Genomic DNA, 14,710 nt, shown 5'->3' with positions numbered 1-14,710 from the left:
TCCATACCATACTAAGGTTCATACACTCTATTTTTGAAAAACTCATGATTCAGATTGTTCATCCTTGCATTTGAGTATCTTGACAATCTCTACCAATTTGTATAATTTTTATGGCAATACATTGCCGTAAAAGTCTAACTGACTCTGAGGCTCTGAAGGAGTATGTCTATGTTAGAAAAGAGGGGACTTTATGATCCCGCATATGAACACGATGCCTGCGGTGTCGGTTTTGTAGCCCAAATAGATGGAGAACGGTCGCATCAGATTATAGAAGAGGGTGTTCAGATCCTTTGTAACCTGGAGCATCGGGGAGCTGTCGGTGGAGATATGAAAACGGGTGATGGGGCCGGGATGCTCCTGCAGATGCCTCATAAGTTTTTTTCCCGTGTTCTGCCTTTTTCCTTACCAGAAGAAGGACATTACGGCGCTGGTATGATTTTTCTTCCTGCCAACCCCAAGCAGGCCGCTGTGGCCTGTTCTATGACTGAACGCGTCATAGCCACCGAAGGCGGAACCTTCCTGGGTTGGAGAGAGGTCCCGGTCAATCCCGATTGTCTGGGTGATATGGCCCGGCGGGTTATGCCTTCTTTTAAACAGATCTTCGTATCCTTTGAAGGTCTGTCTGGTGAAGAGTTAGAGACAAAACTCTATACACTGAGAAAATGTCTTGAGAATAAGGCTTCTGCCATCGGCTGGGATCTTGATGAATACTATCTACCTTCCCTGTCATCGAAGACCATTGTATATAAGGGAATGTTTGTGGCACCACAGTTTGTCACGTTTTATCCTGATCTTGGTGATGCCGATTTTATTTCTGCTATGGCTCTGGTACATCAGAGGTACAGTACTAATACCTTTCCTTCCTGGCCACTGGCACAGCCATTCCGCTATATAGCGCACAATGGGGAAATCAATACACTCCGTAGAAATAAGAATAATATGAAAGCCCGTGAAACCTCTCTGGCTGCCGATGAATATGGATCTGATCTTAAAAAGATGTTTCCCATTGTTCAGCCCAACGGTTCCGACTCTGCGGCTTTTGATAATGTTTTTGAACTGATTTCCAGAGGCGGACGATCTATGGAGCACTCCATGATGATGATGGTTCCAGAGGCTTTTGGAACAAAATATCATATCTCTGAGGATAAGAGAGCCTTCTTTGAATATCATGCGGCGATCATGGAGCCCTGGGATGGACCGGCGGCTCTGGTTTTTACCGATGGATATAAGATCGGTGCCACTTTGGATAGAAACGGCCTTAGACCAGGACGATATACAATCACAAAGAGCGGGAAAGTTGTTCTTGCGTCAGAAACGGGTGTTATCGATATTGAAGCCGAAGATATCCTGGAAAACGGCCGGCTTGAACCGGGTAAGATGTTCCTTGTTGATCTGAATCAGCACAGGATCATCAGGGACAATGAAATCAAGAGCATCATATCGAGGCAAAAACCATACCGCCGCTGGCTCAGTGAACAGAAGATAGAACTGAAGGGACTAAACGGAGCACCCCGTAAAATCAGACATGATTCAGACACTCTTTTAGAGAGAATGAAGTCCTTTGGCTACACCTTTGAAGATGTCCAGAATGTCATTACTCCCATGGCTAGCAACAGTCAGGAACCCATCGGTTCCATGGGGAACGATAGCCCTCTGGCGGTTCTCTCCGAACGGCCGCAGTTGATATATGACTATTTTAAACAGCTCTTTGCTCAGGTTACTAATCCTCCTATTGACCCCTACAGAGAGCATCTGGTCATGTCTCTCATGAGTTTTGTCGGTCGTGAGCGAAACCTTCTCGATGAAACACCCGAACATTGCCGTCAGCTGAAACTGACCCATCCGGTGCTTACCAACGACGATATTAAGAGTCTTAAATCTGTTGACTTAGATGATTTCAAGGTTTGTACCGTGCCTCTGCTGTTCGAAGTAACCGAAGAGGATGGGCAGTTGGAAAGTGCATTGGATCTTCTGTGTGTCTCTGTAGAGGCCCAGATCGATAATGGTAACTCTCTTATCATTCTCTCTGACAGAGGGGTTGATAAGCACCATGCGGCCATCCCGGCACTCCTTGCCATTTCGGCGGTACATCATTTTCTTGTTCGTCAGGGGAAAAGGCATCTTGCAGGTTTGATCATTGAATCTGGTGAGGTGCGCTCTGTGCATCATTTTGCCACTCTCATCGGTTACGGGGCTAGCGGTGTGAATCCCTATCTGGTTTTTGAGGCCCTCTCAGACCTGAAGGAACGAGGGTATCTTCCGGTAGATCTCACCCTTCCACAAGCCATCGAACACTATGTTACGGCTGTTAAAAAAGGACTCCTCAAGGTCATGTCCAAGATGGGTGTTTCGACGATCAGAAGTTACAGAGGATCTCAGATCTATGAAGCCATAGGACTCTCCGAAGACTTTGTTGAGAAATATTTTTCAGGAACTGCTTCCCGCGTGGGCGGGATCGATTCAGCCATGGTAGAACATGATGTTCTGTCCCGACACAGGAAAGCATGGACAGAAAATGATGTATATAGCAATCGTTTGGCATCCGGTGGTGAATTTTCCAGCCGTAAAAATGCCGACAGACACCTGTTTTCGGCAGAAGCCGTAGTGAACATGCAGAAGGCTGTCCGTCAAAATGACTATTCTATTTTTAAGCAGTATACCAGCGGTGTGAATGATATCAGCAAGAATCTGAACACCCTCCGTGGTCTGTTCAAATTCAAACCCGGGAATCCGGTTCCTATTGAAGAAGTAGAACCCGTCAGCGAGATTGTGAAAAGATTTGTTTCTTCCGCCATGTCCTTCGGGTCCATGAGTAAGGAAGTCCATGAAACCATGGCTATCGCCATGAACGGTTTAGGCGCCAACAGCAACTCCGGAGAGGGTGGTGAAGACATGGCACGCTACAACATCAGGGATAATGGAGATAATCCAAGGAGTAATATCAAGCAGATTGCCTCAGGACGGTTTGGTGTGGATAGTCCCTATCTGGCGAACTGTAACGAATTGCAGATCAAGATGGCACAGGGAGCCAAACCGGGAGAAGGCGGACAGCTGCCTGGGCATAAGGTCAATGAGGCTGTTGCCAAGGTTCGCCATTCCACACCGGGGGTCATGCTTATTTCTCCTCCACCTCATCATGATATCTATTCCATAGAAGATCTGTCCCAGCTAATTTTTGACCTTAAAAATGCCAATCCTACGGCGAGAGTTTCGGTCAAGCTGGTAAGTGAGGTCGGAGTCGGAACAGTAGCCGCCGGTGTTGCCAAGGGTAAGGCGGATATGGTCCTTATTTCCGGTGGAGACGGTGGAACCGGAGCCTCACCCCTGTCATCATTGAAGCATGCCGGAAGTGCCTGGGAGATCGGGTTGGCCGAAACTCAACAGGTCCTGGTCATGAATAAGTTGCGTTCCAGAATTAGAATCCAATGCGACGGACAGATGAAAACCGGGCGGGATGTCGTCATTGCTGCCCTACTCGGAGCCGAAGAGTTTGGATTTGGATCGGCCTCACTGGTCTCACTGGGCTGCGTTATGATGAGGAAATGTCATACCAATGCCTGCCCCGTCGGTATCGCAACACAGAATGAAGAATTGAGAAAACGATTCGCTGGAAAGCCTGAGCATCTCAGAAATTTTATGACTTTTATCGCTCAGGAAGTGCGTGAATACATGGCGGAACTGGGTTTCAGAACCTTTAATGAGATGATTGGAAGGGTAGAACGCCTCGAGGTGAATGATGCCCTGAATCATTACAAAAACAAGGGCCTTGATTTTTCAAAAATCCTTATGGTTCCCGATATTTCAGGGGGAGAATCCTTGTATTGCACCTCAAAGCAAGATCATGATTTTTCTCTATCCCTTGATCAGGGACTGATTGAAAAAGCAAAGGATGCTCTTGAAAATAAGAAAGCGGTTGTGATAGACCAGCCCATTAAAAATTGTAACCGTACCGTCGGTGCTACTCTCAGCTACGAAGTCACAACCCGCCATGGAGCCGCCGGTCTTAAAGACGATTCCATTCATGTGAACTTCAAAGGGTCTGCCGGACAGAGTTTTGGTGCTTTTTTGACTAAGGGAATCACTTTTGAACTGGAAGGGGAGAGTAATGACTACCTGGGAAAAGGTCTTTCCGGCGGTAGAATCATTCTATATCCACACAGTGGGTCTACTTTTTCAGGCTATAGAAACATCATTACCGGTAATGTGAACCTCTTTGGAGCCACAGGCGGAGAGGCCTTCATCAATGGTCGGGCTGGTGAGCGTTTTGCTGTGAGAAACTCCGGGGCCATTGCCGTGGTCGAAGGCGTCGGGGATCATGGATGTGAGTACATGACAGGAGGCCGTGTCATCATCCTTGGAAAAACCGGGGTGAACTTTGCGGCTGGAATGTCCGGTGGAGTGGCCTATGTGTACGATGAAAATCAGTTGTTTGATACACGGTGTAACCTCGAGATGGTTGACATCGAACCAGTGGTTGCCGCTGAAGACATTGATTTCCTGAAAAGTATGATCCAAAGGCACATCGAATATACAGACAGCAAACAGGGAAAACTGCTTATGGAATCCTGGGAAGAATCACTGCCTAACTTTGTGAAAGTCATGCCCCTGGATTATAGAATGGCATTGTTGAGGATCAAGGAACAGGAAACGAAAGAAACTGATGAAACAGCGATTACCGAGGAGGTATACGTCTAATGGGTAAGGTTCTTGGATTTATAGAGCACGACAGAACGGATTTTAACTACCGTCCTGTGGAAGAACGATTAAAAGACTATAAGGAAGTGATGATTCCCACACCCGTGGAAAGCCTGAGTGATCAGGGTGCCCGCTGCATGGATTGTGGAACTCCCTTCTGCCATAATATTGGATGCCCTGTGATCAACCTCATTCCCGAATGGAATGACGCCGTTTACAGAGGGCAGTGGAAAGAGGCTTTTGAACGCCTTGAAATCACTAATAATTTTCCTGAAGTCACGGGCCGTGTATGCCCCGCACCATGTGAAACAGCCTGTACGCTGAGCATTAATGATGCGCCTGTGACCATCAAACAGATGGAACTGGGAATCATCGAGAAGGCCTTTTCTGCAGGATGGGTCATCCCCCGACCTCCCAAGGTCGAAACAGGAAAGAGCATTGCAGTTGTCGGAAGCGGTCCTTCGGGCTTAGCAGCCAGTCAGCAGTTGCGGCGCATGGGACACCAGGTCACACTCTTTGAAAAGAATGAAAAAATCGGTGGCCTTCTCCGCTATGGTATTCCCGATTTTAAGCTGGATAAGGGTGTTCTGGACCGGAGAATTGAACAGATGACGGCGGAAGGAGTCAATTTTGAAACAGGGGTGGCCATTGGAGAAGATCTTTCCATCCGCTATCTTCAGAATAAATTTGATGCTGTTCTGATCACCATGGGAGCTGGAGCTCCGCGAAATCTGCCCGTACCAGGACGAGAGCTGAAGGGTGTGCATTTTGCCATGGAATACCTTGGGCAGTCCAATAAGAATGTCTCTGGTGAATTTTATGATGAAGATGTTATCAATGCTAAAGGAAAAACAGTCCTTGTCATTGGTGGTGGGGATACAGGATCCGACTGTGTTGGAACGGCGAACAGGCAGGGAGCAAAAAAAGTCTATCAGTTTGAGATTATGCCCAAGCCTCTGGAATGGAATAAAGCCCATAACCCAAATTGGCCGGATTGGCCTTCCATATTAAGAACATCCTCTTCCCATAAGGAGGGGTGTGAAAGAGACTGGAATATTACAACCATAAAATTTGAGGGAAAGAACGGTTCTGTCAACAAAGGGAGTTTTGCCCGTGTTGAATGGAAATCTGATCCAGCTGGTGGACGTCCTCAGATGGTTCCGGTTGAGGGCAGTGAATTTGATCTTAAGATTGACCTCGTTTTTCTTGCTATGGGTTTTGTTCATGTGGAACATAACAGGATCATAACAGATTTAAATCTGGAATTAGATGGTCGAGGAAATATCAAAACAGATGGGAAATATGGCACATCCATAGACGGAGTTTTTGCTTCCGGTGATGCCGAGACCGGTGCTTCACTGGTCGTCCGGGCCATTGCACATGGTAGAAAAGCTGCAGAGGCCGTGGATGAATACTTAAAGTAATAGTCCACAAAAAAACTAGAAATTTGTTCAGAGGCCCCTTCGTGGGGCCTCTTTTTGATTATTTTTAGATGTTTAGAATCGATTTACTAGGGATTATACCAAAAAAAATGGTAAATATAGCATTAAAGCTATATATTCTTAGTCAGGAGGTCATAATTGAAAAAAATAATTGAAATGACCCTTTTTATGATCATGATCGTTTCTCTGGCTGCCTGTAGAGACACTGGAAGTCTTTCTGTGGACACTGTCAGTACAGAAAAAATAAATAATCCAAGTGATTGGACAATCATAGCTCCTACGGGAGGCGATATTAGTGATTTGGAATCTAACTTCCTTCAAACCTTTGAAATTGAAAAAATTACAGGTCTGGAAGAGCGGGGTGTTCGACCGGTCCTTCTCTTTGATAAGGCAGAATTTACATCGGGACGTGCCACCGTACCTGTCTGGTCAAACCCTACTAGTTTTTCGAGCGGTTCACTTTCGGATTACCCGGAAGCTGGTTTGACCACCTCATGGACAGCAGAGCCTGCAGGTTTCACTTCTATAGGTGGTGATACAGTTTACAGGATCGTGTCTACGACGACTTATCCAGTCTCCAACACTCTATTAGAGAGTTATGTAGAAGAGTATTTTGTGGCCGACGCCGGTGTTACTGATACCTGGAACTCAGAAGATATCATTGTGGACGCCGATGGAAATGAAGATTCCCTTTACCGAGTTAAAATGGAAATTACCTTTGATGACGGGACCATCCGGTATGAACAGATTGTAAAAATCATCGCTGCTACCGATTTTGAGGATGGTTTTGCCCCCTTGGACCTGCTGGGAAGCCTCTCTTATCCCGATTTTTCCTATCCCGAGAGTGATTCAAGCGCACAGTTCTCCTCGGTTGTTATCTATAGCCAGGACATTGCAAATGCCCATGACTACTGGTTCTGGGATGGAAGTGTAACAGGAGCTCTCTTGGGTGTCAGGTATTATACCGAGCATTTTACCGATGGCGGTTCCAGCTATACGGGAACCATGGTTGCCTATGAAAGGGCTATTGAGACATATACCACTCTAGGCGGCTCTTTTGCCGGGCAGTTAGACGGAGTTTTCGTAGGTTCAGAGCATACTACCTTAGCCGAATCAGTGATGCGGAAAGAAGTTGTTTATGAAGTGATTGCTGATGTGGTTCAAAGCGGAGCGGTAGACGGTAACACGGTGATGCGAACCCATGTTGTGGATACCTCCGGCAGTAGCGGGCGGGATTTTTTAATGCAACAGCTCAATGACGATGCTACGGTCTTTCATGACTGGGATTCTGCCCCCTATCATATTCCTTCGGGAACAACGGCAGATGAAATTGAGTTTACCATTCCGCAATCGGATGTTGTAATCAATCAATATCTGGAAAATCCGGACGGTGACGCATTGCCTCTAATCCTCTCTGAAGCCGAATATAGCGGCACCGACAGTGATTTTAAGGATCTCTATCAGAGTATACAGTCTGGAGAAGCCTCTGAGGCCATCATCAATGGTGATGATATTAATCAGATCACAGTAGACTATTTTTATGATCAATATTTCCCGGATGTTGATGGCACTAGAACTTCCATCATGGATGATGTAGGCGTTGCTCTATATGATGGTGCCCACGGAACTCTGATTGCGGAATCTGATAACAGCGGCTCTACGGGAGATCTAGCTTTGAACCCTGTTGATGCGGGGACCATAGAAGCATGGGTCTATGTGGACAGTCATGGCGATTTTGCTGGAATTGTTCATAAGGGTATAAATCATGACTTCACCGATGAGGGGTATACCATGCAATTCTGGACTGGTGGAAAAGTCACATTCGGAATTGTGGAACAGAGTCCCCGGTACAAATACTCCCTGCAGACCTCTTCGGTCAGCCTCAATACAGAGAAGTGGTATTATGTTGTCGGCCGCTGGGATAATACAAAGGTGTATCTTGATCTGTTCTATGACAATGCTTCGGGGCTTACTCAAAAAAGAAGCTATTCATCCACAAATAGCCTCAGCAGCAAAAAACCGTATCCGCAATCGGGTCCGCTCATCATCGGCTCCCAGTATCTGGAAGGCTATGGGAGAGCTGGCTACTATGGTTTTGATGGCAAAATCAACGGAATCTTTATTTCAGATTATTTAAAATCGGATGCAGAGTTGATAGATTTTTATGATTATATGAAGGATAAGACTCAAACTTGGTAAAATTACCGGAACAATTTTTAACCTGTCAGTGACCTCATTCCTGTTGTCTCTGACAGGTTTTTTAGGTTTTTGATTTGATGGGGCAGGGAAACATACCAAAAGGCCTATTTCATTCATATTTTACTGATTTTATAATGGTCCTATAAAAAATATGGAGGACTATTATGTTTACCCTGAATGAAGCTACCTGTGACTGCTGTGGAACTGTTTATAGAAGCATCAGCAAAAAACACTATTGTACACATTGCGATAAATACTACTATGTATGTACACGTTGTCATGAAAATCAGGCGGGCTGTCCATCCTGTGGGATTACATTAAAAAGAAAATCACCACCCCTATCAGTCATGGAGAAGGACTTCAAAATGCATCAGGGAGACTGTTCCACTAAACGTTGGAAGCAAAGATTTCTCCGTTGAACTAAAACTTTTCAGAGTCATATTTATGGAATAACCTTAGAAAAGGCCACACATCTGTAGTGGCCTTTTTTTAAAAAAAGAATCCAGCCTTTTTTAGAATTTGTAAATGGCAATCCCTTTTGTCGATTCTAAAAGGGATTTTCTTTTGGCAGTTCTCCTCGGTTTTTTCTTCTGTTTTCTGCCGATGAGGAATTGAGGGTTTTTAGTTATTGTCCCAAAAAGCCGATAAACAGCTTATGAATAGAATCATCCCTGTAGCTAGCGGAAAAGGCGGTGTCGGGAAGTCATTTATAACTGTTAATCTGGGAGTCTCTCTTGCAGGTATGGGTAAAACTGTCATTCTGGTCGATTTGGATCTTGGCGCTTCCAATCTGCATACACTTCTAGGAATCAAAAATAATAGTCCGGGTATCGGTTCCTACCTGAACAAGCAGGCAGATAATCTGGAATCTCTGATTATTCCTACAGCCATTGATAGACTCTTTTTTCTCCCCGGGGATGGTTTGTATACAACTGCGGTTCAGCAGCACTATTTTCAGAAGATGAAAATCATCAAAGAGCTGCCTAAGCTGGTGGCAGATTATATTTTACTGGACCTGGGAGCGGGAACAAATCACAATATTGTGGACTACTTTATTCCCTTTCCTCAGGGAATTATCGTTACTATTCCCGAAACAACAGCGATCCTCAATGCCTATTCATTTCTAAAGTCCGCATTGGCCCGTTCCATATACAGACATTTTCCACCCCGTTCTGCCGAAAGAGACATGATTCAGAATTTTTTCAAACAGCGTTTAGAAGGGTCGGGCAACTCCCTTTTTTCACTGGCTGATCAACTGAGCTCCATTGATGTAAAGCATGGACAAACCGTGCGGAAGATGATCGAAACATTTTATCCTGGGGTCATCATCAATATGGGCCGTTCTGTTGGTGATAGAGATTTAGGTAAAAATCTCAGAATTATCAGTAGGAAAAATCTTGGTATTTCACTGCAGTACCTTGGGTATTTAGAATGGATGCCCGAAGTCTCCCGGTCTATCACGAGGCGGTCTCCCTACTGTCTTGATCACAAGGACCAGTTGTCTTCGGCTCTGGAAGGGATCTGCAGGCGTATTGATAAAATTGTACCTGAAAAAAGTATCCCTCTTTACGAGGGAGATGAAGATCTTGATACTCTGAGTTGGACAGGTTCTGCCATATGATATTTTTCTGACTCCATCCTTGCTGGTATTTAACATTGCGATAATAAATATACAGTAAACTGTATGGCTTTTATTTGATTTTAAATATATATATGATATGGAATTAATTATATAGAAGATTTATAAACTGACAGTTCTAAAGACCTGACTATTCTTGACATTACATATTTATGCAGGTATAAATGAAGACATGAAAAAAAGTGATTTAACCATTACCGCAACGCTGGCTAGGCTTGAACTGGATGAAGTAGAGGCGTTGAAACTGGGAGATGAAGTCTCCCGGATGCTCAGTTATTTTGAAAAGATGAACGAAGTGGATGTCAAGGATCTAGAACCTACTACCCATGCGCTTCAAAAGGAGAACCGCCTGCGAGAAGATCGCAGGCTTCCTAATGAAGCCACACCAGATGAACTCCTCGAATGTGCTCCCGATCTGGAAGACAGGTTCATCCTTATTCCCAATGTTTTATAATAGTGTTTAAAAATTGATAATTTCTAAAAGGTAAATCATGTCTGATTTTGAAAAAAAATGGTCCGCTGTGCTGTCCCAGGCTCCGGTACTGAAAGCTTATAAAAACTATGTCGGTACCTGGGAAAAAAAGATCGGCAGTTTTCTTGAATTTGATCCCAATCGTAATGTGGGCAAAGAACTGCCAGAAGGGCCTCTCAAGGGGATTCCTTTTGCTGTAAAAGACAATATCGCAGTAAAGAACTTCAAGCTGACTTGCGGTTCGAAAATGCTGGAACAGCTCGTGTCTCCCTATACGGCCACGGCAGTTGAAAATCTGCAGAAAGCAGGTGCTGTTGTTGTTGGAAAGACTAATCTTGATGAGTTTGGAATGGGTTCTTCCACAGATAATTCAGCCCTGGGTAAGACTAATAATCCCTGGGACCTTGAACGGGTAGCCGGAGGGTCCAGTGGTGGTAGTGCTGCCGCGGTTGCCGCGGGTCTGGTTCCTTTTGCATTGGGGAGTGATACAGGTGGCTCGATACGACAGCCTGCTTCCTTCTGTGGTGTATATGGTCTCAAACCAACCTATGGGGTTGTCAGCCGTTATGGTCTTACCGCCTATGCCTCCTCTTTGGAGGTTATTGGTGTCCTGGCCCGGAATACAGAGATAACAAAGAAGGTTTTTGAATCCATGAAGGGGCAGGATCCGATGGATCACACGTCTCTGGATCATAATCCTTCCGGGAAGAGTGTAAAAACTATAGGGGTTCTTAAAAATACCCACGGAGCTCTCAGTCCTGAAGTCAGCGCTTCTTATGAAGCCACCATAAAAAGGCTTGAAAAAGCCGGATACAAGCTTTTGGAAATTGATCTTCCAACGCTTGATTACGTTGTACCGGCTTATTATACAATTGCCACAGCCGAAGCCAGTGCCAACCTGGCACGGTATAATGGTATCCGCTATGGTCATGCTCCCTTGTTTGCTGAAAACCCTACTGAGTTGATGAAGAAATCTAGACATGAAGGATTTGGAGATGAGGTTAAACTCAGAATCCTTCTAGGAACCTATGTTTTGCGGTCCGGATTTCAGGATCAGTACTATGTGAGAGCACAGAAAATTCGAACAGCCATCCGACAGGATGTAGAACGCTGGTATTCCAAGGCAGATGTTCTTATGATGCCCGTGTTTCCTACGCCTGCTTTTCGTCATGGCAGCACTGATATGGATCCTTTTCAGCAGAAGCAGGCCGATCTTTATACATGTACAGCCAACCTGGTAGGTCATCCGGCATTATCAGTACCCTCTACCCTTGAAAATGGATTGCCCGTGGGTGTTCAGTTCATGGCTCCTCCTTTTGAGGAAGACCGCCTGTTTCAGGTGTCTGCCCTCCTGGAGAAGGAATTCCAGGCTCCTGAAGCTCCTGGTTATCTTACAGATTGGAGTTAAGTTTTGTATCAGTCATTTATAGGTCTGGAAATCCATATACATCTCACTGCGGAAACAAAAGCTTTCTGCGGTTGTAATGCCCGTTATGGTGATGAAGAGAATACCAACATCTGTCCCGTCTGCATGGGGTTTCCCGGTGTTCTCCCCACTTTGAATGAAAAAGCCATCCAGATGTCTTATCTGGTGGCAAAGGCTTTAAATTGTAAGCTAAGTCCAAAAACCAGGTTTGAACGGAAAAACTATTTTTACCCGGATATGCCTAAAAACTATCAGATCTCTCAATTTACTGATCCGGTAGGCCGGGATGGACACATCGATATTGAAATTGGAGACACCATCAAGAGGGTGCGAATCCATGATGTTCATTTTGAGGAAGATGCAGGAAAGATGATCCATGCCGGGGATATGTCCCTTCTGGATTATAACCGTGCCGGGTATCCTCTTCTGGAAGTTGTAACCGAACCGGATTTAGTTGTAGGTGAAGATGCAGAAGCTTTTCTTAAGAGTTTCCGCCGCATGGTCCGCTATCTGGGTGTCTGCGATGGAAATATGGAAGAAGGTTCCATGCGCTGTGATGCCAATGTCTCTATCAACCTTCAAGGGGCTGGACTGGGTGAAAAAGTTGAGATTAAAAACCTGAACTCTTCCCGTTTTGTCCGTAAAGCTTTGAACTATGAGATTGGCCGTCAAAGCGAAATGATGGATGCTCATAAGGTCATCATTCAGGAAACCCGGCTTTGGAATGAGAATAGAGACCAGTCAGAGCCCATGAGACGGAAAGAGGCTGCCAATGATTACCGCTACTTTCCCGAACCGGATCTGCCCCCCTTTATGCCTTCGGCTGAATTCTTAAAAGAAGTGGATGACAGCATGTGCGAGCTTCCCTTTGCCCGAAAGCAGAGACTCATGAGTGGTCATGGTTTGAGTTCCGATCAGGCTGAGTATATTCATGATGAAAAATATAGAGCAGATTTTTTTGAACACTGTGTCTTTGCGGGAGCAGATGCCGTCCAGGTGTATTCCTGGCTGTCTTCGGATGTTAAAAAACTGTTGAACAGGACCGGGTTAACCCTCGAAAAATGTCCATTGACTGCAGAACGACTGGCAAAACTGATTGCTCTCATAGAGGAAGGACAGATCAGCGGTAAGATCGCCAAGACTGTTCTGGATTATATCTTCGAAGAGGATAAAGATCCTGATAAGATCTGTGATGAAAAAGGACTTGTCCAGATTTCAGATCCTGGTGCTATTGGAAAAATCATTGATGAGGTGATGTTGAAAAACGGAGACGTGGTTCAGGCTATCAAAGATGGAGATCTCCGTCAGATGGGATTTCTTGTTGGACAGGTCATGCAGGCATCAGGCGGGAAAGCCGCTCCACAGGTTGTACAGAGTGTACTAAAGGAAAAAGTTCTGGGTTAGTCCAGGGCCCAAAAGCGAGAAAGGAAAATATGCGAGTATTAGCAAAAGATATAAAAGATTCAAATGGTCAGGAAATCACCCTCAGCGGTTGGGTTCATCGTATCCGTGACCTCGGTGGTGTCAACTTTATAATTCTCAGGGATAGAAGCGGATTAGCTCAGATTGTTACCAATGACGAATTAGACCTCAATGTAGAGACGGTTATCAGCGCCACGGGAATGATTCATGAGAGTGAAAAGGCTCCCGGTGGTTATGAAATGCAACTCACAAAATTGGACATCCTGGCCGAAGCCTCTTCAGACCTGCCATTTCCTGTCAATCAGGACCCTGAAAACATAGGCCTTGAGGCTATTCTGGATAATAGGATGATCTCACTCCGAAATCCGAAGATCCTCTCTATTTTTCGTCTTCAGGCAGATCTTATCCGGTATTTTGCCGACTTTCTAAGATCCCGGGATTTTACTGAAATTAAGACCAGTAAGCTCGTTGCCGGTGGTACAGAAGGTGGATCCAACCTGTTTGAGGTTGACTATTTCGATACGAAGGTTTGTCTGGCTCAGTCACCACAGCAATACAAACAGACCATGGTTGCCAGCGGTCTGGAACGTGTTTTTGAAATTGGTCAGGCCTACAGAGCGGAAAAGCATGATACTCCACGCCATATAAACGAGTATGTTTCTTTAGATATTGAAATGGGTTACATTGAGACCGAACGGGACTTGATGACTCTGGAAGCAGAATTGATGGAGTACCTGTTCCGCAAGGTGCGGGAGAATAATCAGGCAGATCTGGATGCATGGGGTGGGACAACACCGGACCCGGATAAATGCAAAAATATTCCAATAATACCTCATGATCAGGCTAAGAAGATTGTATCCGAACGGCTGGGAAGGCGGGTCTTTGAAATCAATCCCGAAGCCGAACGGGTCATCTGTGACTGGGCCCAGGAGGAACATGGGATTCCCATGGTTTTCATCAATGCTTTCCCCAGGAAAAAAAGACCCTTTTATACCTATCCTGACGGGCTTAAAACCATGAGTTTTGACTTGATCTTCAGAGGACTGGAGATTACGACCGGCGGGCGAAGAATCAATGAATACAAGATGATGAAAGAGACACTTCCTAAATTCGGTATGACCGAAGAGGAATTGGGCGATTACATATCCATTTTTAAATACGGCTGTCCTCCCCATGGTGGTTTTGCCATTGGTCTGGAGCGTTTGACCCAGAAAATCCTTGGCTTGACCAATGTGAAAGAAGCCTCCCTCTTTCCCCGTGACCGTAAAAGAACTGGACCCTGATATTTATATGAAACAGTCTGCCCCGTTCCTCTGTGGAAACGGGGCTTTTTTTTGTTCTAAAAATTTCAGATCAATCATGGGACGAATGGATTAAAAGAGGGAATCACTTGCCAGCATAGAGGTCTCAGATTA

Annotated in this window: 9 protein-coding genes; all 9 read left to right on the top strand. The window is 45.2% G+C overall.

The window, feature by feature from the left end; all coding sequences use genetic code 11:
* Window positions 1-168 precede the first annotated feature (168 nt).
* Complete coding sequence (gene gltB, locus EXM22_RS07315; protein ID WP_149485886.1) at window positions 169-4,695, top strand: glutamate synthase large subunit; 4,527 nt, start codon at window positions 169-171, stop codon at window positions 4,693-4,695.
* Window positions 4,695-6,119 carry a glutamate synthase subunit beta gene (locus EXM22_RS07310; RefSeq protein ID WP_149485885.1) on the top strand — a complete coding sequence of 475 codons (1,425 nt, stop codon included), beginning with the start codon at window positions 4,695-4,697 and terminating at the stop codon, window positions 6,117-6,119. Before gltB ends, EXM22_RS07310 begins: the two co-directional genes overlap by 1 nt.
* Window positions 6,120-6,275: 156 nt before the next feature.
* Entirely contained in the window at window positions 6,276-8,336 is a 2,061-nt protein-coding gene (locus EXM22_RS07305) for a LamG-like jellyroll fold domain-containing protein (protein ID WP_149485884.1), read from the top strand.
* 164 nt (window positions 8,337-8,500) lie between these two features.
* Window positions 8,501-8,755 carry a hypothetical protein gene (locus EXM22_RS07300; protein WP_149485883.1) on the top strand — a complete coding sequence of 85 codons (255 nt, stop codon included), beginning with the start codon at window positions 8,501-8,503 and terminating at the stop codon, window positions 8,753-8,755.
* Between the two features lie 236 nt (window positions 8,756-8,991).
* On the top strand, window positions 8,992-9,957 hold the full coding sequence (locus EXM22_RS07295; protein ID WP_149485882.1) for a P-loop NTPase: 966 nt from the start codon (window positions 8,992-8,994) through the stop codon (window positions 9,955-9,957).
* Window positions 9,958-10,147: 190 nt separating this feature from the next.
* A complete protein-coding gene (gatC, locus tag EXM22_RS07290) occupies window positions 10,148-10,429 on the top strand; it encodes an Asp-tRNA(Asn)/Glu-tRNA(Gln) amidotransferase subunit GatC (protein ID WP_149485881.1) in 282 nt (93 codons plus the stop codon).
* A gap of 37 nt (window positions 10,430-10,466) precedes the next feature.
* Entirely contained in the window at window positions 10,467-11,855 is a 1,389-nt protein-coding gene (gene gatA / locus EXM22_RS07285; protein ID WP_149485880.1) for an Asp-tRNA(Asn)/Glu-tRNA(Gln) amidotransferase subunit GatA, read from the top strand.
* 3 nt (window positions 11,856-11,858) lie between these two features.
* Window positions 11,859-13,277: an Asp-tRNA(Asn)/Glu-tRNA(Gln) amidotransferase subunit GatB gene (gene gatB / locus EXM22_RS07280; protein WP_149485879.1), complete on the top strand. Its 1,419-nt coding sequence runs from the start codon at window positions 11,859-11,861 to the stop codon at window positions 13,275-13,277.
* A 29-nt stretch (window positions 13,278-13,306) separates the two neighbouring features.
* Window positions 13,307-14,578, top strand: coding sequence for an aspartate--tRNA(Asn) ligase (gene aspS, locus EXM22_RS07275; protein WP_149485878.1), 1,272 nt, complete (start codon window positions 13,307-13,309; stop codon window positions 14,576-14,578).
* The last annotated feature ends 132 nt before the right edge of the window (window positions 14,579-14,710 follow it).

This window comes from Oceanispirochaeta crateris (assembly GCF_008329965.1).
Taxonomy (GTDB): Bacteria; Spirochaetota; Spirochaetia; order DSM-2461; family DSM-2461; genus Oceanispirochaeta; species Oceanispirochaeta crateris.
Note: the sequence above shows the minus strand (reverse complement) of the source record. Positions and strands in the feature narration are given on the sequence as shown.

Bases quoted from the DNA above. Each gene is read 5' to 3' on its own strand.
- gltB (WP_149485886.1), top strand. From the start codon at position 169: ATGTTAGAAAAGAGGGGACTTTATGATCCCGCATATGAACACGATGCC.
- EXM22_RS07310 (WP_149485885.1), top strand. From the start codon at position 4,695: ATGGGTAAGGTTCTTGGATTTATAGAGCACGACAGAACGGATTTTAAC.
- EXM22_RS07300 (WP_149485883.1), top strand. From the start codon at position 8,501: ATGTTTACCCTGAATGAAGCTACCTGTGACTGCTGTGGAACTGTTTAT.
- EXM22_RS07295 (WP_149485882.1), top strand. From the start codon at position 8,992: ATGAATAGAATCATCCCTGTAGCTAGCGGAAAAGGCGGTGTCGGGAAG.
- gatC (WP_149485881.1), top strand. From the start codon at position 10,148: ATGAAAAAAAGTGATTTAACCATTACCGCAACGCTGGCTAGGCTTGAA.
- gatA (WP_149485880.1), top strand. From the start codon at position 10,467: ATGTCTGATTTTGAAAAAAAATGGTCCGCTGTGCTGTCCCAGGCTCCG.
- aspS (WP_149485878.1), top strand. From the start codon at position 13,307: ATGCGAGTATTAGCAAAAGATATAAAAGATTCAAATGGTCAGGAAATC.